Source organism: Streptomyces sp. NPDC048436, from assembly GCF_043200355.1.
Taxonomy (GTDB): Bacteria; Actinomycetota; Actinomycetes; order Streptomycetales; family Streptomycetaceae; genus Streptomyces.
On the sequence record NZ_JBICXP010000003.1, the window covers coordinates 19,940 to 42,894 of the forward strand.

Here is a 22,955-nt window from a genome sequence, read left to right on the forward strand (position 1 = left end):
TGGGGTTCCTCACTTCTCTTCTGCCAGCTCTGCGACGTCCGCCTGGACGGCTCGTACGAGTTCGTCGAAGGACAGCGCTGTGGGGTCGGTGTCGGTCCACGGGGCGGGCGTGGGGGCGGCTTCCGTGGTGGGCTGCCGCATTCCGCGCAGGTCCGCGATGTACCCGGCGAGTTGGGTGACCGTGGGGTGGTCGAGGGCCGCCGTCGCCGGCAGCTCAAGGGCGAGCGCGTGCGAGAGGCGGGTGCGCAGGTCGATGACCATGATGGAGTCGAGCCCGAGTTCGCCGAAGCCGAGATCGTCGTCGACCGGGCCGCGTTCGCCCAGCACCACGGCAAGGAACTCCCGTACCGCTACCAGGAGTTGGTCCTGCGCCCCCTCGTCGTCCATGCTGTCGAGCAGCTCGCTCAGCTGACCCCGCTGTGGACGGCCGGCGGGCGCGAGGCCCTGCCGCGGTGTCGCTCCGCCCAGCAGCGCGGCCCGGGGATGCCCGGCGGTGCGGGTCGCGTAGCGTTCCGCGTCCACGGCGACGGCGACAAGACGCGCGTCCCTCGCGGTGAGCTCCGGTTCCGCGATGCACAGCTGGAGCAGATCCTTGGCCTGTTCGTCGTCGAGCGGTGTGATGCCGAGCCTGCCGATGGCCTCCCCGGTCGCCGCGGACCCGGCGAGCCCCGCCTTCGCCCGCGGGATCCAGGGGCCCCAGGCCACGCTCGTGGCGGGGACGCCCGTGGCCCGCAGCGCACGCGCCAGGCCGTCCAGGAAGCCGTTGGCCGCCGCGTAGTTGACCTGTCCGGCACTGCCGAGCACTCCTGCCACGGAGGAGAAGAAGACCAGCGCGGCCAGGTCGTCGCCGCTGTCCTTCAGGGCCGCCGTCAGGTGGGCGGCGCCGGTCGCCTTCGCGGCGAAGACGCTTGCGAAGGCCTCGTCGTCGAGGTGCTCGAAGGCGCGGTCGTCGGACGTTCCGGCCAGGTGGAGCACGATCCTCAGGGGCGCGTCCCGGCCTGCTTCGGCGACGGCGCGGCGGCAGTCCGCCGCGTCGGTGACGTCGCCCTCGACGATGCGCACGCGGGTGCCGCCCGCGGTGAGGGCGGCGATGATCCGCCGGCTCTCCGCGTCCGGTGCGGAGCGTCCCATGAGCGTGATGGCGGGCACCCCCCAGGCTGCCAGCGCGGTGGCGCTGCTCAGTCCTAGGGCGCCGAGGCCTCCGGTGATCAGCGCCGACCCGTCGTGGACGGAGCCGGGCGGGCCCTGAGGCCGGGGCTCGTCGCACGGGACAAGGCGCACCGCGCGGACTCCGGCGGCGTCGACCTCCAGGCGGGTCTCGGGAATCTCCGTGTCGAGCGCGCCGGTGAGCGCGCGGGCCACGCGATCGCCGGCGTCCGTCCCGCCCGCCGCCGTGCCGACGACGGTCACCCGGAGGAGCCTGCGCTCGGTCTGCTCGGCTTCGAGCGCGGTGAGCATGGACCACAGGGCCTCGCGGCGCGGGGCCCCGGGATCGGGCAGGCCTGGCTCAGGGGCCGCGCACAGCACGGCGTAAGGGAGGTGGCGCGGGATCGCGCGCAGATCGTCCGCGAGTGTCCGTACGGAGGCGAGGACCTCCGTCGGCGGGCAGGTTGGCGTGACGTCGCCCTGGTCTGTGGAATCCGGGCCGACCGCGAGGAAGCGGGCGTCGACGACCAAGTCCGGTGTCAGCGAGGCGAGTTGGTCCGGTGCCGCCTCGGTCACGCGGTGCCCCACCCCTTCGAGGGCGCTCCTCAGGTCCTTGGCGTGGGGCTGCTCCGGCGTGTCCAGTACGGCCACGTGGTAGGGGCGGGCGCCTGCTCCCGCGGTGTCTGCCGCGAGGTACTCGCCGCGCAGTACGTACGCGTGCCGGATCCGCTCACGCAGCGACCGTTCCAGAAGCGAGCGTGGCGCGCTGCGGAACCGGAAGCGGTCGACGTCGAGCACCGTCGCGCCCGTACCGTCGAAGAGGTGCAGGTCGGCCGATTCGATGGCAAGGAAGTCTCCGGCAGCGCCCTCGTGCTGACGGGACCTCACCACCCTTACGCAGGCCCACAGTTCGGCCCGGCGGGCAGGACGTCCGCGGAGTGAGACGCGAGCCGCGGCGAACGGGATGGCGAGGGCCGTCTCCTCCGTGACGGAGCCGGGCTCCGCGGCGGCGACCGCGAACGCCACCGTGCTCTGCAGACAGGAGTCCAGCAGGCCGGGGTGGATCTCGTAACCGTCCGGATCCTCGTTCATCTCATCCGGCTCGGCGAAGCGGACCAGAGCCTCGTCGCCGTTGATCCACACATCACGGAGCCAGCGGAAGGACGGGCCCAAGTGGTAGCCGACGGTGCGCAGATGGGCGTAGAAGGAGTCGCCGTCCAGATGCTTCTCGGCGCCCTCGATGAAGGACTCCCGCGGGAAGACGGGCCCGGCGGGGTCCGCGTGCGGCGGCGCGACACGTGCCGCGAGGTGCTCCTGCCACTTGCCTTGCTCGGGGTCCACGAGGCTCTGCACGCTCACCGTGCGGGTGCCGTGCTCCTGCACCTCCTCGATGATCTGGAGGTCGTAGAGCTCGCCGTCCCGGAGCACAAGGGCGCGGGGGAAGTGCAGGTCCTCCAGGGTGACGGGGGCCCCTCCGCTCCCGAGCGCGGAAAGGACCGTGGCGGTCTGGGAGGCACCCGGCACCGAGACGACGCCGAAGAGCCGGTGGTCGGTCAGGTGCGGGGGGTGGACCGTGCTGCGCTGCGTGGCGAACACCCGGCCGCCGCGCAGCGCGGGGGAGCGCAGCTCGATGCCCCAGGCCGGCCCGTCGGGCCGGGCCGCCCGCGTGACCTGGTCCACGGCCCGCGGCGCGCGCCCGTCCCGGTCGGCGGTCCTTGCCCAGTGCCGGGTGGGCGCGAAGGGATACCGCGGGGTGTCGATGTGACCCCCGTGGCCGCCGTGCTCCGCGCCGTTGACCCGCTGCCAGTCGAAGTCCTGGCCGAGTTCGTAGAGCTTGCCCGCGGCGGTGCGCAGGGTGTCACGGCCCGCGGCTCCCCGGCGAAGGGAGTAGGCGACACCGCCCTGAGGGGCGGCGCCCGCGCCTTGCACCAGGCTGACCAGCGTGCGGCCGGGACCGATCTCCAGGCACACATCCACGTCCAGCTCGCCCAGCCGGCGTACGCCGTCGAGGAACCGGACGGGGCGGCGAGCGTGTTCGCGCCAGTAGTCCGCGTCGTACTCGTCATGCGACACGAGCCGACCGGTCACATTGGAGACGACAGGCACGGTGGCGGGCCGGAACTCCAACGGGGCCACGGCGGCGGCGAATTCGTCCAGGGCGGGGTCCAGGAGACGGGAGTGGAAGGCGTGCGAGACGCTGAGCCTGCGGTGCCGCACACCGAGCCCGGTGAGTCGCTCCTCCAGATCGGTGACGGCCTTCGGTGAGCCCGAAAGGACCGTCGCGCCCGGGCCGTTGACGGCCGCGAGATCCAGTCCCGTCTCCTTCGCCCAGGCGACCGCGTCTTCCTCGGGGGCCGACACGGCGAGCATGGCGCCGCGTTCCGTGGCCTGCATCAGCCGGGCGCGGTCGGCTATCAGACCGAGTCCGGTGCGCAGGTCCATCACACCGGCGCAGAGCGCCGCGGAGATCTCGCCGACGCTGTGGCCCATGACCACGGCGGGGGTCACTCCCCAGGACTTCCACAGCTCGGCGAGGGCGAACTCCAGTGATACCAGGGCCGGTTGGGTGATCCGGGTCTCATTGAGCGCGTCCGGGTCCGCCGGATAGAGCACCAGGTCGGTCAGGGAGGCGCCGAGCACCGGCGCGAGATGTCGGTCGCAGGCGTCGTACGCGGCGCGGAACACCGGCTCGGTCTCGTAGAGGTCCCGGCCCATCCCGGCGTACTGGCTGCCCTGCCCGGAGAACAGGAAGGCGATCCTGGGAGCGGCCGGGGCGGGGCGCGTCGCCCCGCGCGAACCGGCGTCGTCCAGGGCGGCGAGGAGCTGCTCGCGGTCCCGGCCGATGAGCGCGTGCCGGCAGGGGAAGTGGGCCCGGCCCGCGCCCGCGGTGGCCGCGAGGGCGGCCAGCTCTCCCGTTCCGGCGCCCGCGATGCGCTGCCGCCAGGCCGCGGAGAGCCGCGTGAGGCCCTCCGGGTCGGGGGCGGAGAGCGGGAAGAGGTGCAGGGCGTCGTCCGGATCCGGGTCCTGGCGGTCCGCGCCGGGCACCGAAGCGGCGGCGGCGTCCGGCTCGGGCGCCTCCGCGAGAACGATGTGGGCGTTGGTGCCCGTGAAGCCGAAGCCGGAGATTCCCGCCACGCGGGGGCCGCCCATGGACCGCCATGGCGTCGTGGACTCCACCACCTGGACGTTCATCGACTCCCAGTCGATGTGCGGATTGGGCCGGGAGAAGTGCAGATTGCCGGGCAGCAGCCCGTGCCGCAGGGCGAGCACCGTCTTGATGACGGAAGCCATGCCCGCCGCGGACTCGCAGTGGCCGATGTTGCTCTTGACCGAGCCGACCCGCAGGGGCGCCCCGGCCTTGCGGCCCGGGCCCAGCGCCCGCCAGGCCGCGCCCAGTTCGATGGGATCACCGAGCGTGGTGCCGGTGCCGTGTGCCTCCAGGTACGACACTTCGTGGCCCTCGGTGGCGGCGTCGGCGAGCGCGGCCTCGAACATGGCCTCTTGGGACGTGCCGCTGGGCGCGGTGAGCCCGGACGAGGCGCCGTCCTGGGTGACGGCGCTGCCGCGGATCACCGCGAGGACCGGATCGCCCGCCCGCCGCGCGTCGCTCAGCCGCTTCAGTACGAGGACTCCGCAGCCCTCGCCTCGTACGAAGCCGCTCGCGTCGGCGGAGAAGGTACGGCAGCGGCCGTCCGGCGAGAGCATATGGGCGCGGCTGACGGCCACGGACGCCGACGGATCCAGGATGACGTTCACGCCGCCGGCGAGCACCGCGTCCGTCTCGCCGGAGCGCAGGGAGCGAAGGCCCAGGTGAAGGGCGACGAGCGAGGACGAGCATGCGGTGTCGACTGCGATCGCGGGCCCGTTGAGGCCGAGCGTGTAGGCGATGCGGCCGGCGGCGGCGTTCAGGGCGGTGCCGGTGCTGTAGTACGCGTCCAGCCCGGCGGGGCCGTCCTGTGCGAGCAGCCGCGCGTAGTCGCTGTAGCTGATGCCGACGTACACGCCGGTGCGGCTGCCCTTCAGGCTCCTCGGATCGATGCGGCCGTCCTCTAGCGCGTGCCAGGCGGACTCCAGGAGGAGCCGCTGCTGCGGGTCGAGGTTCTCCGCCTCGCGGGCCGGGATGCCGAAGAAGTCGGCGTCGAACCGGTCGATGTCGCGCAGGAACCCGCCCTGGTCGCTGACGATGCTGCCGGGCTCGTCCGTGCCCTGGTCCGATGCCGCGTAGGCGGCGGCGTCCCAGCGGTCCGCGGGCACCGTCCCGACACCGTCCCGGCCCGAGCGCAGCAGGTCCCAGAACGCGTCGATGTCGTCGGCGCCGGGGAAGCGCCCCGCCATCCCGACGATGGCGACGGGCTCGTGGTCGACGGGGCCGGGGGAGGGGGCGGATGAGACGGGTTCCGGCGCGGGCGCCGCACTGCTCGGCGCGAGTGCCCGCGAGGGGCGGGCCGACGGACCGGACGCGTCCGCACGGGGTGTTCCGGGGGCTGCGGACAGCAGATGCGAGGCCAGTTCACGGACAGTGGGGTGGTCGAACGCGTCGGCCACCGTCAGGGGCGCGTCGAACGCCGCGGCGAGCCTGGTCACCAGGTCGACGGCGGCTATCGAGTCCAGACCCAGGTCGAAGAAGCCGGTGTCCCGGCGCACGGCGCTCGGGTCGTCGTGGCCGAGGACGTCCGCGAGGATGCGGGCGACATGGTCGCGGGCGGCCTGCGGACGGGCGCTCTCGTGGAGCGCGGCGAGTCCTTCGACGACGCGGGGCTCAGGGGCGGGACTCGCGGTGCCCGCCGGGCCGAGGGCGGCGCGCTCTTCCGCGCCCTCGTCCGCCCCGGTGCCCAGCGCGGCCAACAGGCCGCGTGGCCGCAGGCCCGACATCACGTGCCCGAAGCGGTGCGGGTCGAGGGGGCACGCCACGATGTGCCCCGCGTGGCCGGGCGCGCGGGCGGTGAGTTTGGCGCAGCCCGTCGCGGAGTCCAGAGGCCAGACACCGAGGCGCGCGTACCGCTCCTGGGAGGTGGCGTCCGCCATGCCCTGGCCGTCCAGAGCCCAGGGCCCGTACGCGACGCTCACCGCGGGAAGTCCCTGGGACACCCGCTGTGCGACCAGGCCGTCGAGCGCGCCGTTGGCGGCCGAGTACGCCGCGCACTGCTCGGTCCCCCATACCGCGGACACCGACGAGATCAGCAGGAAGAAGTCCAACTCCCAGTCCACGGAGGCCCGGTGGAGCCACCACGCGCCGGCGGCCTTGTCGCGAAGCGCGGCGGTGAACTCGGGGACCCCGGTGGCGATCGCCGGGGTCCGCTCGACGCTCCCCGCCGCGTGGATCACGCCGCGTACCGGCGGCATGCCGGCGAGTGGCGCGCACGCGGCGGCCAGGGCCTCGGCGGTGTCACATCCTCCGCCCTGGTAGACGACCTGCTCGGCCTCCTCCCGCAGCCGCGCCAGCAGTTCCGTCGCCTCCGCGTCCAGCCGGGTCTCGGCCCGGCGCCCGATGAGCAGCAGATGCCGGGCGCCCCGGCGTACCAGATCGCCGGTCAACTGCCGCCCCACAGCGCCGAGTCCGCCGGTGACGACGTACGTTCCGTCGGCGCGTACCGGCAGGGGGGCGGGCTGGGCCTCCGTGGGCCTCAGCCGTGCGACGAGCACACGCCCCTCGCGTATGGCGGCGAGGTCCTCGACGGGCCGGCCGTCCCCGGCGGTCACGAAGTCGATCAGGGTGTCCAGGTCGGGCTCGGTCGGGTCGCCCGGCAGGTCCACGATGCCGCCCCAGGCGGCGGACAGTTCGAGCCCAAGGACGGGGGCGAGCCCGTGCAGGGCGGAGTGGTCGGTGGCCGCCGCCGTGTCGTCGGGGCCGGTGCGGCGGGCGGCTCGGGTGACGGCAAGGGCCTGGCCCTCGGAGCCTGCCGTTCCGGCGAGCGCCGCGACGGCCGCTGTGACGGCGGCGCACAGTTCGGCGGCGGACCGGGTGTCGCCGTCGGACGCGGTGGCCCGCCAGGCCAGGACAAGGCGCGCCGGGGTGTCGCCGGGTCGGCCGCCGAAGAATTCCCGCCACGTTCCCGCGCTGTCGGGCAGCGCCCCTGTCTGCCAGCCCTCGGCCGCGGTCACGGCGGCGTCCGGTGGCACGAGCAGCGTGCCGCCCCACCCGCGTGCGGTGGCCGCCCGGGCGAGGCCCATGAGGAGCTCGGTGTCGTCGCCGGCCAGCACGAGCGCGGGGTGATCGTTCCCCGCGGAGGCGGCGACCGCGGGCGCCTCGTGCCAGGTGACCTCGTAGTCGCTCGGCCGGGGGGCCGCGAGCGCCGCGTCGGCCGGCGCGCCAGTGTCTCCGGCGTCGGCCGTCGCCTGCGGTGCGTACCGTCGCCGCTGCCACGGATAGCCCGGCAAGTCGATGACACGGCGCGGGAGTTCATCACCCGGCCGTACACCGCCCGCGCCGTCCGCCGCATCGGTCGCCGCCGAGTCGGGGGCTTCTTCCCCGGCGGCGACGGCCCGCAGCGAGGTGACCGCGGCGGCGGGGGTCGAGGCGGTGATCCGGGCCCGTTCCGGCATGCGGGCGCGGCCCGCGGTGGCCGTGTGCGCGAAGGCCGGGTAGTCGGCGGCAGGCAGCGTACCGAGCCGTTCGGCGTAGGCGGCGGCGAGCGCCCGAAGGGCCTCGGGCGTCCTGGCCGATATCTCGAACCCGGTGACGGGCAGCTCCGCCGGGGCGTCCGCGGGGGCGCCGAGCGCCAACTCGTCCCGTGTCGGCAGGCCAAGGATCACCTGGGCGTTGGTGCCGCTCATGCCGAAGGAGCTGACCGCCGCGTGGTCGCCGCTGCCGGGCGCCCAGTCCGTCAGGGAGGTCGGTACGGTCATCCCGGTGCCGGACAGGTCGATGCGCGGATTGAGGGTCTTGAAGTGCACGACGGGCGGTATCTGCCGGTGCTGCAGACACAGCATGGCCTTGACGAGCCCGGCTGCTCCGGCCGCCGACTCCAGGTGCCCGAAGTTCGTCTTGACCGCGCCGACCGGCAGCGGCGCGCCACCGTTGCGGCGGCCGAGCGCGGAGGCGAGGGCCTCCATCTCGATCGGGTCGCCCAGCGAGGTACCGGTGCCGTGCGCCTCGACGTAGCCGATGTCGGCCGGCTCCAGGCGCGCGGAGGCCAGCGCCGATTCGATGAGGGAGATCTGCGAGAGCACATTGGGCGCGGTGAACCCGCCGGAGCGGCCGTCCTGATTGACGGCCGAGCCGCGGATCACGGCATGCACCCTGTCTCCGTCGCGCACCGCGTGGTCCAGGCGCTTGAGGACGACGGCGCCGCACCCCTCACCGCGGGTGAAGCCCGCGGCCCGGGCGTCGAACGTGCGGCACAGACCGTCCGGCGACAGTGAACGTGTCTCCCGCACCAGGCGCATGGACCGTGGCGACATGATCAGGTTGGCGCCGGCCGCGAAGGCCGTCTCGCACTCACCGCGCCGCAGCGCCTGCACCGCGAGGTGCACGGCGACGAGCGACGAGGAGCACGCCGTGTCGACGGAGAGCGTGGGCCCGGTCAGGCCGAGCGCGTACGCGATGCGTCCTGCCGCGAAGTTGTGCCCGTTGCCCGTGGTCCAGTACGCGTCGGGCTCCCCGGCCAGCCACTCCCGGTAGTCCTGCCACATGATGCCGAGGTAGAGCCCCGTGCTGGTGCCCGCGAGCCGGTCGGCGGGCAGCGCGGCGTTCTCCAGGGCCTCCCACGTCACCTCGAGGAGCATCCGGTGCTGAGGGTCCAGATGGCGGGCCTCGCGGGGGCTTATCCCGAAGAAGTCGGCGTCGAAATCGAGGACTTCGTCCAGGAACCCGCCGCGCTGCGGCAGCCCCTCCCACTCCTTGGCGAAGGGCCCCTTGCGGGCGGCGGGCATGGGCCGCACCAGGTCACGGCCCTCGGCCAGAGCCGTCCAGTAGCCGTCGAGGTCGTCGATGCCGCCGGGCAGCCGCAGTCCGGCACCGATCACGGCGATGGGCTGGTCACCCTGCTGCTCGTCCAGGCGTTGCTGCAGTCTGCGGACGGTGGCCAGCGCGCGGGAGAGCGGGGTCTGCTTCGTCGCCCCGGACCGTGCGGCCTGGGCCGGCACGGGCTCCGCCGCGGTGTTCTCGTCCGTGTTCGGGTCATCCATGTCCGTGCTCTTCATGTACGGAGTTCCTCGCGGTGGGGTGATGGCGGCCGGCGACGGGTTCGGTGGGGGACGTCAGTCCGCTCCGTCCGCCTCGGACAGTTGGCCGGCGAGCGCTGTGGCCAGTGCCGACGGGCTGCCGTAGGACCACAGGAGGGTGGGCGACAGCTTGATGCCGAGTGCGGCTTCGAGGCGGTTGCGCAGTTCGAGACTCATCAGGGAGTCGAGGCCGAGCGCCTTGAAGGGGGTGTCACCTTCCATGGCGGCGGGGTCGATCCGCAGGACACGACCGGCCAGTTCCCGCACGGTGCCCTCCACGAGCCCGGCCCGTTCGTCCGGTCGCGCTGCCGCGACGCGTGCCCGCAGCTCCGCTCCGGACGCACCGCCACCGCTGCCGTCCTTGGCCGCGGCACGCAGCCATTCCCAGCTCTTGAGGGCCGCGGTGTCGGGGTAGGCGTCGAACCACTGGCGCAGTTCGATGGGGACGTAGCCGACGACGGGTTCGTCCTGGGTCAGCAACCGCATCAGCGCCGGCCAGGCCTCCTCCACGTCGATGCCGCCCATCCCGCGCTCGGCGAGCCGCGCGCCGCGCCTGCTGTCGTCAGCGGCGAGCCCTACGTCGGTGAAGGGACCCCACTGGACGCTGAGCGCCGGTCGGCCACGGCGCCTGCGTGCCTCGGCGAGAGCGTCGAGGTAGGCGTTGCCCGCGGCGTAGACCGCCTGACCCGGGTTGCCTACGAGGGCCGCCGCAGAGGAGAACAGGACGAAGAGGTCCAGCGGGTCGTGCTCCGTGGCCGCGTCCAGGTTCCGCGCTCCGTCGGTCTTGGGGGTGAGCACGGAGGCCAGCTGTTCGGAGGTGACGTTGACGACGGTGGCATCGTCGAGCAGACCGGCCGCGTGCACCACGCCACGCAGCGGCGGCAGTTGGGCGCGCACCTCGTCCAGGGCCGCGTCGAGTGCGGCCCGGTCACCGACGTCGCACCGCACGGTGTGCACCCGGATGCCGTCGGCCCGCAGCGCGGCGATCCGCCGCTCCGCCTCGGGGCCCGCCGCGGACCGGCCGATGAGGGCCAGGTGCCCCGCGCCGTTGCGGGCGAGGAACTCGGCGAGCGAAAGCCCCAGGGCGCCGAGGCCGCCCGTGATCAGATACGTGCCGTCGGCGCGCAGCCGTCCCGCGGGCAGCGGCACCGCCGCCACCCCGTCGACGTCCCGCAGCCCGGTGACGACGACGCGCTCGGGGCCCGTCAACTCCAGCAGCGCCGGGTTGACTTCGGCGTAGTCGACGCGGCGTACGGGCAGGGGTTCGAGCTTTCCGGCTGCGACCAGATCCCAGACTGTTTCGAGCGCTCGGGTGAACCGCTCGGGGCGCGCCGCGAGGAGCCCTGCCGGATCGATGGTGGCCAGGCTGATGCCGCCGTGCAGCGCGTCGAGGTCGACCGAGCGGCTTGTGCCGCCCGATGTGATGCTTCCGGTGTCGAGGAACCGTCCGCCGGGGGCGAGCAGTTCGAGTCCGGAGCGTACGGCGGTTCCCGTGAACGGGCCGAACACGATGTCCACGCCGCGCCCCGATGTGGCGGCCTTGACCCGCTCGTACCAGAACGGGTCGTCGGTGTCGAAGACGTCGTCGGCGCCGAGGTCGGCCAGGAGTCGTCGCCCCTCCTGGTCGCGGTCGGCGCCGAGCACCCGGGCGCCGAGCAGGCGGGCCGCCTGGACGGCGGCGAGACCGAGACCGCCGGCGGCCGAGTGGACGAGGACGGTGTCGTCGGGCGCGAGCCGGCCGATGTCGGCAAGCGCGTGCCCGGCGACGGCCATGGCCATCGGCAACGCGGCCGCCTCGGCGTCGGGCAGCCCGTCGGGAGCCGTGAGCACGTGATCGGCGTGCACCGTCACATGACTGGCGAGCGCTCCGGCGGCGCACGCCACCACGCGGTCGCCGGCCGCGAAGCCCTCGACGTCCATGCCGACGTCGATGACGACCCCGGCGCAGGAGGCGCCGAGCACGCCCTCCAACGCTGTCGCGGTCACTTCGATCTCGACCTCGCCGGGGCCGGGAGGGCGCCGGTCGAGGGGGACGAGGTCGATGGTGTCGCGGCGTGCGGCCCCGACGGCGGCACGGAACGGCTGACGGGGAGTGCGGGCCGGGGGGAGTGCGACGGCGGGCTCGTCCGCCGCCGGACCGCGGACGATGCGGGGGGCGAGACGGCGCGGGCCGCGCAGCGCGACCTGGTCCTCCGCCGCGCCGCCGACGAGCTCCGCCGCACAGGCGGCTGCCCAGTCCTCGTCGGAGGGGAGCACATCGATGAGCCGCGCCTCGAATTCGCCGTGCTCGCGCCGCAGCGCGCGCGTGAAGCCCCAGTACTGGGCAGCTCCAGGGTCGGGGGTGTGGTCGCCGCCCGCCGCCTGGGCGCCTGCCGTGACGACAGCGAGCCGGGGCGGGACGGGCAGGGCCGTGCCCGCACGGACGAGCTCTACGAGGTCGCGTAGGCCTGTGCGCTGCGCGATGTCCCCGGCCGTGGCGGGCGGGGCGACGAAGACCACGCCGTCCGCCGCGGCCATCTCCGGTGTGTCGGTACGGGTCACCAGAGCCCCCGACTTCACGAGGGCGTCGGCGAGTTGACCGGCGTGGTGGCTCGCGTCGGCGGACACCACGGTCCAGCGTGCCCCCTCGTGCCGTGCCTCCTCGGCGGGCGCGTCCGTGACGTCGGTCCATTGCACCCGGTGGCACCGCTCCGTGTCCGACGGAGCCTCACCGTTGCCCGGCAGCGGTTCGAGGGTGAGGGCCTCCATGACGAGCAAGGGCTTGCGCCCGGAGTCGAAGACGGTGACGTCCACGGTGCCGTCACCGCGTCGCCTGACGTGCGACCAGGCGTGGGTGACGGGCTCTTCGTGGTCGCCGACGAGGTGCACGGACCGGACCGACGTGGGTACCAGCGCGCCGTCCGTGTGGCTCTGCAGCGCGAGGGATACCTGCAAGGCGCCGTCCCAGAGCGCCGGGTGGAGCACACCCGCGCGGTTCGTGGCCCGCATCCGCTCGCCGACGACCACTTCGCCCACGGCCTCGTCACCGGTGGCGGCCACCCGCACGGACCGCACGCCCTGGAAGGCAGGGCCGTACTCCAGGCCGCGCTCGGCGCAGGCGAGGTAGAAGTCCTCACCGGTGATCTCGGCAGGCGCGGCCGGGGTCTGCCCGACCGCCTCCTGCGCGGACGTCTCGTACCAGGAGGGGAAGTCCGGCGCGGGGAAGTCCGGCGCGGCCGAGTCCGGTGCGGCCGAGTCCGGCGTGGAGCGGCTGATCCGGGCGGTCGCGTTCACCGTCCACCGCGTGTCGCCGGGAGCCAGGGAGAGGAGCCGGAAGGCGCCGTGTGCCGTGTCGTCCTCATGCCATTCGGCCGTGATGCCCACCGGGTCGGCGCCGAGCGCGATCTCCTTGCGGAAGGTGACGTCGTCGATCCGCACCGGGCCCCGACCGAGGCCCGCCCGCGCGGTGTGCACGGCCAGGGTCAGCATTCCGGCCCCCGGCAGCACGGCGGCGCCGTACACCCGGTGGTCCCCCAGCCACGGCAGGTCCGGCAGCGCCAGCTCCAGCTCCGCCAGGCGCACCCCCGGACGCCCGGGCGCGGGCCCGAAGCGTGGATCGAAGCCCCGCGACGCGCCGGAGCCCTGCTGCCGTACGGGAGTCCAGTGGCGCTCGCCGCTGAACGGATAACCCGGCAGCGGCACGAGGGCACGCCGGGGGAGGGCGCCGAAGGGTTCGAGGCCGGCCACATATCCGGCCGCCAGGGACTGGGCGAAGTCGTCGACGTCGCCGTGGTGACGGCGCAGCGTGGTGAGCACGGCAGGCGGCTGCGCCCGGTCGGCGGCCAGTTGTTCGACGGCAGGGGCGAGCACGGGGTGCGGGCTGATCTCCACGACGTGTGTGACGCCGTCGTCGAGCAACGCCTGCATGGAGTCGGCGAACTGCACGGGGCTGCGCAGGTTCTCCACCCAGTACGCTGCGTCCATCTCGGTGCCGTCGAGCACCCGGCGGCGCACGGTGGACATCAGCGCGACGGACCCCGCGCGTGGGCGGGCCGGAGCGAGGGCCGTCAGCAGGTCCGCTTCGAGGGGGTCCATCTGCGGGCTGTGCGACGCGTAGTCGACGTTGACCAGCCTGCAGTACGTGCCTTCGGCTTCCAGGAGCTCCTTCAGCACCAGGACGGAGTCCTTCTCACCCGACAGGACACAGGAGTTGGGCCCGTTGTGCACGGCCAGGGACACACTGTCCTCGAAGCCTTCGAGGGCGGCGGCCGCAGACTCCCGGTCCAGGTCGACGGCGAGCATCCTGCCGTGCCCGGAGGTGCGCCGGGCGATCGCGCTGCGGCGCGCCATCACCAGGGCGGCGTCCTCGTAACTGAGGACGCCCGCGAGGGTGGCCGCGGTGATCTCGCCCTGGCTGTGACCGAGTACGACGTCGGGGCGCACGCCCGAGGCCTGCCAGAGCTCGGCGAGGCCGAGGGACATGGCCCACAACGTGGGCTGGAGCATGTCGATGCGCGACATCCACTCCTCACCCGCCGTTCCGGCGAAGATGTCGAGGAGGTCCCAGTCGACGTGCGGGGCGAGCGCCGCGCGACATCGGCGCACGACATCGGCGAACAGCGGGCTGTCCCGGTAGAGGGCGCAGCCCATGTCGCTCCACTGGGAGCCCTGGCCGGGGAAGACGAAGGCGGTGCGGCCACGCGGTACGGCACGTCCGTCCACGACGCCGGGCAGCGCTGCGTCCGGGGTCGCGACGAACGCGGCCAGGCGGCTGCGCAGTTCTTCGGAGCCGGACGCCACGAAGGCGGCACGGGCCGGGAAATGGTCGCGGCGCAGTGCGAGGGTGGCGGCGACGTCGGTGAGCGCGGCGGTGGTGTCCGTCAGCGCGGCGTCGAGCTCTCGCGCGCGCTCCTGGAGCAGCTGCGGCTGCCGTGCCGAGAGCGGCACGACGGCGGGAAGCCCGGTCTCCGGCGTCTGCCCCCGGGGCTCGGCGGCCGGCTCGGGCGGGCTCATCGCGACGACGTGGGCGTTGGTGCCGCCCCAGCCGAAGGAGTTGACGCCCATGTAGAGCGGTTCGTCGCCGGGCAGCGCGAGGGGCTCGCGCACGACGTGCAGGTTGAGCTCGTCGAAGGGGATGTCGGGGTTGAGCTCGGCCGAGTGGAGGCTCGGCGGGATGGTGCGGTGGCGAAGGCAGAGCAGGACCTTGAACAGGCCCGCCATGCCGGCGGCCGCCTCCAGGTGTCCGATGTTGGTCTTCACCGAGCCGACGGCGAGCGGCCCCCGCGTGCGGTGCCGGGCCACGGCCCGGCCGATCTCGGTGACCTCGATGGGGTCGCCACGCCCGGTGCCGGTCCCGTGCGCCTCGATGTAGGCCACCGCGCCGGGCGGTACGAGGCCGTCCGCGTACACACGGGTCAGCAGGTCACGCTGGCCGTCCGGACTCGGCGTCACCAGGCTCGCGCCGCCACCGTCGTTGTTGACGACGGTGCGGGGGATGACGGCGTGGATGCGGTCACCATCCGCCAGAGCGCGCTCCAGGGTCTTCACATAGAGCGCGGCGACGCCCTCGCCCCGTACGAATCCATTGGCGTGCGCGGAGAACGTCGCGCACCTTCCGTCGGGTGACAACGCCCCGAAGTGCGTGAGCCCTACGGTCACATGGGGATCGAGCATGAGGTTGACGCCGCCGACGATCGCCGACTCGATCTCGCCCTGGCGCAGTGCCTGGGCTGCCAGGTGCAGAGCCACCAGCGAGGACGAACAGCCCGTCTCCACGGTGAGGCTGGGGCCGCGCAGGCCGAAGACGTAGGAGAGCCGGGCGGCTATCACGTCCAGGGCATTGCCCACCAGACTGTGCGGAGTGTGTGCAGCGCCCCGCTCCTTGCGCAGGAGTTCGTAGTCGTGCCACGACGCGCCCACGTACACGCCGGTGCGGGTGCCGGACAGACCCGACACGTGCTGCCCGGCGTCCTCCATGGCCCGCCACGCCTCCTCCAGCAGGAGGCGTTGCTGCGGGTCGATGGCAGCGGCTTCACGCGGGGAGATCCCGAAGAAGGCGGCGTCGAAGCGGTCGACGCCGTCGAGGAAACCTCCGACGGCCTGGACTTCCCGTTCGGGGTCCAGCTGCGCCGACGCGTCCCAACGGTCCGCCGGTACGGGCCCAATGGCGTGGCCCCGGTCCATCAGGAGCCGCCACAGTCCCTCGACGTCCGGGGCCCCCGGGAATCGCCCCGACATGCCGACGACGGCTATGGAGCCTTGATCCTCGCTGTGCTGGGTGTCTTTCGCGGACCCGTACGTGACGTCCTGCGCGGTGCTCGCGTCCATTTGGCTGCCCTTCACGCTGCGCTTCGGCGTGGCGGTTTCCGAATTCGGCGTATGCCGCATCCGCCCATACGCCATGTCCGCAGCATATGGTGCGCGCTTCAACGCCCAACACCCCTTTTTTTGCGGGCCTCTCAGCGGCAAACCCCTATCGAATGGATAGGGGTTTGCCGTGGCACCGGCCCGCTTCAGCCGCGTAACCGCATCCTGACCAGTCCCTTGCTCGCGTTGATCATCCGGGGACCGATCTCAGGGGGTGCTTCCTTACGGCACCACACGGCATTTGTCGCCATCTTTGCCGGCGACATGTTGAAGCACCGCGTGTCGCGCTCGCCGAACTTGAACGAGGGTGCGATGAAGTCCGCCCCTCGAATATGCTCAAGAATGCGTGCCGCAGCGGCCTTCGGCGAAGTCTGCCCCTCCTCTACGGATTCGCACAATTCGCGCGTGAGGATGCCCATCCTGTTGAACCCCTCGCTCACCGGGAGCGGTGAACCGGGGCGTGCGCTGTCCTCCAGCTCGCGGAGAATCTTTTCGTCGCCGGTGCGCGTGTAGCGATAGTAGGCGTCCTCCAGCATCACGTTTCCGAGCATGGTGCCGAGCATCCACGTCCGGTTGACCGCGTTCCACAGCTCGTAGTCGCGGAATCCCACGAACGAGCTGTAGACGAGGTCGTCATGGAAGTCGAAGAGACCCTGCTGGAGCGTTTCGAGGTGATCGAAGCGCTCCTGCGACCAGTCGCCGTCGCGGGAGGCGGCGATCAGCCGCCACCCCAGTGCGTTGACGAGCTCCAGGGTGTTGGTCAGGCCTCGCGAGTACAGCGCGTCGATGAAGCCTGCCGCGTGCGAGGTCAGGCAGAAGCGCTCGCCGACGACCTGCTTGGCGGAGTACTGGAGGCGGCCGGTGGACACCCATGGGCGTACCGCCTTGGCGTTCTTGAACTGCCAGGCGATCTCCGGGAAGCGGGCGAGGAAGGTGTCGAACTCCTGCTGACCAGGCGTCTCGTCCTTGGGATGGACCCGGGGGTCGAGGGTGAGGCCGACACTGCACAGGGGGTTGATGGACTCAGGGTGGTTGTCGAAGGGGATCACCCACAGCCAGCCGCCGTCGAAGACGTGGTGCAGCGTGCCGTTGTGCCAGGGGTTGGGCTGCTTGTGCTTCCGGCCGGCCGGCGCCTTGTCGAACGGCTCCACGCCGATCATGTGCGTGAACAGGGTGCGCGAGTGGGTGCGTGCCCGGGTCGGTGTCTCGCGCAGTGCGAACTTCTCCGCGAGCGGCGAACGGAATCCGCTCCCGTCGACGACATAGCTGGCGCGGAATTCCTCACCGCGGTCCGTGCGCAGGACCGCACCCGTGGCGGGGTCGACCTCGATATCGGATATGCGGGTGGCGAGGCGTGGCGTCGCACCGTACTTGACCGCGACGTTGAAGAGATACGAGTCGATGTCCTGACGGAAGAGATGAGTCTCCGTCCTGATCGCGGACGGCACCACCAGCTGATTGATCTTCCCGGGGTCCTGAAGCTTTCCCTCTTCGTGGTACACGAACCCGAAGTTCTGTTTCTGCCCGCAGTACTTGGAGACCTGCTTGCTGATTCCCTTGTGGCTGGACAGCGGCATGATTTCCGGCACGTTGTAGCGGTCCGCGATGAGCCGGGTCATTCCGGAGGTGTAAGGAATCGTCGACTCGCCGACAGCGAACCGTGGGTGGGTTCCGGCGTCGAGGAGAAGCACCTTCACGCCGTTTCGTGCCAGGATCGCTCCCAGCATTCCACCGGCCATTCCGCTTCCGAGTATCGCAACATCGTATTCATTCGTGCTCGGGATGGTAGCGGTCATACGGGGGTCTCTCCTTCACTCGGCGGCTTGAAGCCTGGATTCCACGGGCAGTTCCCTGCGTGCCCTGACATCGAGTTTCCGGAAAACACGGGTGAGATGCTGTTCCACCGTGCTCACGGTGATGAACAGCCTTTCCGAGATCTCCTTGTTGGTGTGGCCACGGGCCGCGAGCGCGGCCACCCGCCGTTCGGCGCCGCTGAGCAGATCGAGCGCGGCCACCCGGTCGGCCCGGACGGCGTCCTCCGGTGCGCACCGCGGACGGGCCCGAGCCAGGTCCTCGGCGACAGCGGCGGCCAGCGGCCCGGCCTTGCTCTCCCCGGCGAGGCGTGCCGCCGTCTCCAGGACCGGATGAGCCAGCTCGCGCCGCTCCGCCCGCAGATGGGCGCGGCCCAGGTCGGCCAGGGCCCCGGCGGTCTGCAGCCGGTCCCCGGCGGCCTGCAGTGTCTCGGCGGCCTCGGTGAGCAGGGCCACACGTGCCGGGTCGTCGCCGGTCGCGGCGAGGGCGCGCAGGGTGAGCCCTCGCGCGCGGAACCGGCCGCTGCCGATCAGCGAAAGCTCTTCGAGGGCCAGGGTGTGCGCCTTGTCCCGGTCGCCGAGGGCGAGATGGGCGCGGGCCGCCTCGGAGCGCCAGGGCACCAGCGACGGCTGGTCGAATCCCCAGTCACGCATGCGGCTCGCGCAGGCCATGAAGTCGTCGAGTGCCGCGTAGGGCCGGCCGGTCTCCAAGTGGTGGCGGCCACGGGCGTGCAGGAAGTAGAGCCCGAAGCGGGTCGAGAACATGCCCTCAAGGACAGGGACACCGAGGTACTCCTCGGCCGCCTCGTAGTCGCCCATCTCGGTGGCGGCCTGGACCAGATTGGCCAACGGCCCGCCCAGACACACCCCCCAGCTCTTGGCCGGCACCCGTGCCAGCGCCCCCTCGGCGAGGTTCCGGGCACCGGCCGGGTCGCCCTGCCGCAGCAGGATGGAGGCCCGCAGCGAGGCGAACTCCGCCTCCCACAGGGGGACACGACGCTCGCGCGCCTCGGCGAGCCAGTGGTCGCACCAGCTGCCCGCGGCCTCCAGACGCTCCCCGAAGAGCAGCGCCGCGACGGCGCACATGATCCATTCCTGGGTGTTCTTGCCGAGGCGCATGACCCGCATCGCCGCCTCCGCGTCGTCGGCGGCCGTCGTCCCGGGACCCTGGGAGAGCACCCGCGTGAGCGCGGCGGCGCCGTGGATACGGGAGGACTCGTCGCCTGTGGGGCGGGGCCTGGGCACGGGCCCGCCCTGGACGGAGAGCACCGCGGAGCGCAGCAGCGGCGGATACGTCGCCGACAACAGCTCACGGGTGGCACTGAGGTCCGAGGCACCCGCCGGGTCGAGCCCGGTCCCCGTCCCGCGCCGGCCCATGCGCTCGATGGCCTCCACGGCCTCCTCGAACCTGCCGTGCCACAACAGGTGCTTGGCCAGCGGCAGGGCATGCTGGTCGGGCAGCCGGCCGTCCCGAAGGGCGGAGGCCAGCTCGCCGAGGTGCCGGGCGCTGATCGACGGGTTGAGCAGCCACGCGGTGCCGGCCAGCTGGGCTCTCAGGGCGACCCGTTCACCGTCGTCCCGGCACATGGCGAGCGCCGCGTCCAGACAGGCGTGCGCGTCGTCCGCGCGGTTGCCCGAGAGGTAACGGTCCGCGGCCTCCCGCAGCACCGGCAACCCCCAGGCCGGGCAGCCGGGTTCGGCCGCCAGCAGGTGCGGGGCGATCCGCACGGCGCTCGCCCCGTCCTCGTACAGCAGCTCCGCCGCACGGCGGTGCAGGTCACGGCGTGCGTGCGAGGAGAGGTTCTGCAGCACCGCGTCCCGTGCGACGGGGTGCCGGAAGCGGCCGGCCGAGATGAGGCCGGCCGCTTCCAGGCCGCTGCGGCACTGCTCGACCGTGGCCGCCTCCTCGTCCAGGAGCCGGACCGGGCGGCCGGTTCCGGTGTCGGCCTCGTCGAGGACCGCGAGGGCTTGCGCCAGCCGCAGCGCGGTGGTGCGGCCTCGGTGCAGACAGCTGAGCACGGTGTCGGCATAGGCGTCGCCGACCACGAGTCCGGGGCTTGTGTCCGGCAGCACCACCGTGTGTCGCTGGTCCTCCACCAGGGCGCGTACGAGAAGGGGGTTGCCGCCGCTGACGCGATGGCAGTCCGCCGCCAGCACGGCCGCCCGGTCCGGATCCATGTGCGCGGCGAGCACCGCACCGACTCCGGCCTGGGACAGGGCGTGCAGATCCAGCCGCCGGTAGTTGGGCTGGCGCAGCAGTTCCGTGTGCAGATGCGGATGGGCGGACTTCGAGAGGGTGCACTCGGCGACCACCAGGGCGATGCGTGAGGAACGCAGGGCACGCACCAGCTGCAGGATCCAGTGCAGGGACAGCGAGTCGGTGAACTGGATGTCATCGACGCACAGCAGCACCGGCGCCTGCACGGAGATCCGCACGACCTCCGCGGACAGCTGATGCAGGGCGGCCGCGGTGGCGGCGTCCAGCGGCCACCGCTCAAGGGTGCGGCCGTCCGCGTCCGCACGGATGGCCCCCAGGCGGGCGAGCACCTTTGAGACGGCACCGCTGTGATCCGGCGCCGTATCGGCGTACCTGGGCAGTTGTTCGAGGACACTGCCTGGTGAGAGCCGCTCCGCCCAGGAGGCGGTGGCCTGCAAGGCGACGAACCCGGCGTCGGTGGCAAGACCGCGCACCATGTCGAGGAGCTCGGTCTTTCCGCTGCCCGTGCCGCCACTGACCACGGCGATGCCGCCGTGGCCCTGCTCGGTCTGGCGGAGCAGGTCGGTGAGCGCGCCGACCTCACGATCCCGCTCAACCAACCGCATGGTTGCCTCTCCCTCCCGCGCCCGCCCGGTCCGCTGCCGCGACCTTGTCGGCCGGGTCCTCCGCCGTGTCCTCGTGGCCGCGGCGGCCGCCCCCGGTCCGGCGCTCGATCAGGCTGAGCAGCGGTCCGGTCATCGCTGTGGTGACGAGCGCCATGACGACCATGAGCGAGTACAACCGCCCGTCGAGCAGCCCCAGTTGCAGTCCGACGCCGAGGATGACCAGCTCGGTGAGGCCGCGGGTGTTCATGAGGGCCGCGAGCGTCGCGGAGCCCTGGGCGGGCAGCCCCTGAGTGCGGGCGCCCACGTAGGTGCCGGTCATCTTGCCGCCGATGGCGACGAGCAGGATGACCCCGAGTTCGACGACTCCGCCGAGGCCCACTCCGCGCAGGTCCACCTTGAGTCCGGCGACCACGAAGTAGACCGGCAGCAGCAGGGTGGTGATCTGCCCGGTGCGTTCGCACAGTTCGTCGCGTACGGCTCCGATGCCCTCACGCGGCATCAGCGCGCCGAACAGGAAGGCACCGAAGATGTAGTGCATTCCCATGGCCTCGGTGGCCGCCGCGGACAGCAGGGCACCGACGAGCGCGACGGCGATCCCGGAGGAGGAGACCGGCTGACCGTTGCCCTTGGGCTCGAACACCCGGCGCAACAGCGGCCGGAGGAGGAGCAGCACCGCCGTGAACGGGATCAGGAGTGACACCCGCCAGTAGTCATCGGCGCCCCCGACGACCGCCTGCACCGCGGCGAGCGCCGACCAGGCCACGACGTCGACGAGCGCGGCCGTGGCCAGGGCGAGACCGCCGATGTGGGTGCGGGAGAGGCCACGGTCGGCGAGGATCCTGGCGAGCACCGGAAACGCGGTGACCGACACCGACAGGCCGATGAACACCAGGAACGCGGCCCGCTGGCTGGTCTCGTGCTCCCGCAGCAGGAAGAGGGCGAGGCCGATTCCGAGGACGAAGGGGACCAGGGTCGACCCGAGGGCCGCGCCGGCCGTGATCCTTGTCCGCCCGCGCAGCGCCCGGTGTTCCAGCTCCAGTCCCACGACGAACATGAACAGCGCCACGCCGATCTGGGCCAGGGCGCTCAGGAACGGGCGTACGTCATCCGGAAAGAGCCGGTCGGTGAGCGCCCCGTCGAACAGCGTCGGGCCGAGCATGATGCCGGCGAGGATCTCGCCCACGACGGGAGGCTGCCCGATGCGTGCGGCCAGCGCTCCGAGTCCCCGGGCGAGCATCAGGATGAGTGCGAGATCCAGGAAGAGCAACTGCACTTGGTGGCTGGTCATGGGCAGCTAAGACCTCAATCAGCACGCGGGGAACGGTGGGGGAGAAGTGCGGCGGTGCGTTCACGCGGCAGACTCGTCCTCTTCGCTGTCCTCGTCCCCGCTGTCCGGGACGAGGTCGTCGAGCGTGATGTTGAACATCGGGTGGCGACCGCTGAGACCGGAGATCAGCTTCACGAAGTCCGCGGACGGCTCGTTCTTCTTCTCCGGGTCGATCATTTCCTGGGCGAGGCTGAAGTAGAACTCCTTGTACTTGGTGCGGTCGTAGAAGCGCTCGACGAACTCGCGGATCTCGTCGAAGAACCCCGAGTAGGCGGTGGCGTACCGGTCGAGGGCCTTCTCCTCGATCTCCGGGTGCTTGATCACCTGGTCGACGATCTTGGCGAGCACGCTGCCGGCCAGCGTGGCCAGCGCCACTCCGGTGGAGAACAGCGGGTCGACGAAGGCCGCCGTGTCACCCACGAGCACCCAACCGTCCCCGTAGAAGCGGTTGCTGTGGTACGACCAGTCGCGGGCGGTGCGGAAGCCGGCGGACCGGCGGCCGGGCGCCACCATCTTCTTCAGCTTGGTGGTCTTCTCCAGCTCGGCCTCGAAGTGCTCCTGGAGCGACTGGTCGGATTCACCCACCGTGGCGGAGCGCGTCACGTAACCGACGCTGATGGTTCCCTTGTCGATCGGAATCGCCCAGAACCAGCCGTCGTCGAGCCCCTCGATGAGGATGTTGCTGTACTCGTCGCCGGGCAGCCGTTGACAGTTGTCGAAGTACGTCCACACGGCGACGTTGCGCAGCTCGTCGTGCCAGCGCAGGTCGGTGAAGCGGCGGCTGAGCACGCGGGCCTGCCCCGAGGCGTCGATGACCAGGCCGGCCGTCGCCTCCTTGATGTCCTCCTCGCCGCGGACGGCGAAGCGCACCCCGGTGACCCGGCCGTCCTCGTTCTGCAGCGGCTCCTTCACCGTGGCGTCCTCGATGATGTACGCGCCCAGCTCCCTGGCCCGGTCGAGGATCAGGGAGTCCAGGTCGGCGCGCCGGGTGTGGTACGCGTAGGCGTGGGCGCCGCCCTTGACGAAGGAGAAGTTCCAGGGCACCTGCTCGTTGCCCCACACCAGCGAGCCGCCGTACTTCCGCTCGAAGCCGCGGGCGTCCATCCTCTCGGGCAGCCCGAGCTCCTCCATCGGGCGCATGAACGCGGGTATGAGCGACTCACCCACGTGGTAGCGGGGGAACCGCTCGCGGTCCAGGACGAGCACGCGGTGGCCACGCTTCGCCAGGAGGCCGGCGGTGGTCGCCCCGGCGGGGCCGCCGCCGATCACGATGGCGTCGAAGTGCTCGGGGATGCCGTAGAGAGTGGATGACATGCGAAGACCTTCCCTTTGCCGACCTT

At 72.3% G+C, this 22,955-nt stretch carries 6 protein-coding genes; all 6 read right to left on the reverse strand.

Going from position 1 to position 22,955, the window contains the following annotated elements; all coding sequences use genetic code 11:
• Nucleotides 1–9 precede the first annotated feature (9 nt).
• The gene (locus ACGFX9_RS11160; RefSeq protein ID WP_393468431.1) at nt 10–9,288 is read right to left on the reverse strand and encodes an SDR family NAD(P)-dependent oxidoreductase; all 9,279 of its coding nucleotides are present in this window, start codon (nt 9,286–9,288) and stop codon (nt 10–12) included.
• Nucleotides 9,289–9,345: 57 nt separating this feature from the next.
• Complete coding sequence (locus ACGFX9_RS11165; protein WP_393468435.1) at nt 9,346–15,615, reverse strand: SDR family NAD(P)-dependent oxidoreductase; 6,270 nt, start codon at nt 15,613–15,615, stop codon at nt 9,346–9,348.
• Between the two features lie 185 nt (nt 15,616–15,800).
• The gene (locus ACGFX9_RS11170; RefSeq protein WP_393468438.1) at nt 15,801–17,450 is read right to left on the reverse strand and encodes an NAD(P)/FAD-dependent oxidoreductase; all 1,650 of its coding nucleotides are present in this window, start codon (nt 17,448–17,450) and stop codon (nt 15,801–15,803) included.
• A gap of 15 nt (nt 17,451–17,465) precedes the next feature.
• Entirely contained in the window at nt 17,466–20,288 is a 2,823-nt protein-coding gene (locus ACGFX9_RS11175; protein ID WP_393468441.1) for a BREX system ATP-binding domain-containing protein, read from the reverse strand.
• Entirely contained in the window at nt 20,275–21,576 is a 1,302-nt protein-coding gene (locus ACGFX9_RS11180) for a cation:proton antiporter (RefSeq protein ID WP_393468443.1), read from the reverse strand. The genes ACGFX9_RS11175 and ACGFX9_RS11180 overlap by 14 nt, the downstream gene beginning before the upstream one ends.
• A gap of 60 nt (nt 21,577–21,636) precedes the next feature.
• Nucleotides 21,637–22,929: an NAD(P)/FAD-dependent oxidoreductase gene (locus ACGFX9_RS11185; RefSeq protein WP_393468446.1), complete on the reverse strand. Its 1,293-nt coding sequence runs from the start codon at nt 22,927–22,929 to the stop codon at nt 21,637–21,639.
• Nucleotides 22,930–22,955 lie beyond the last annotated feature (26 nt).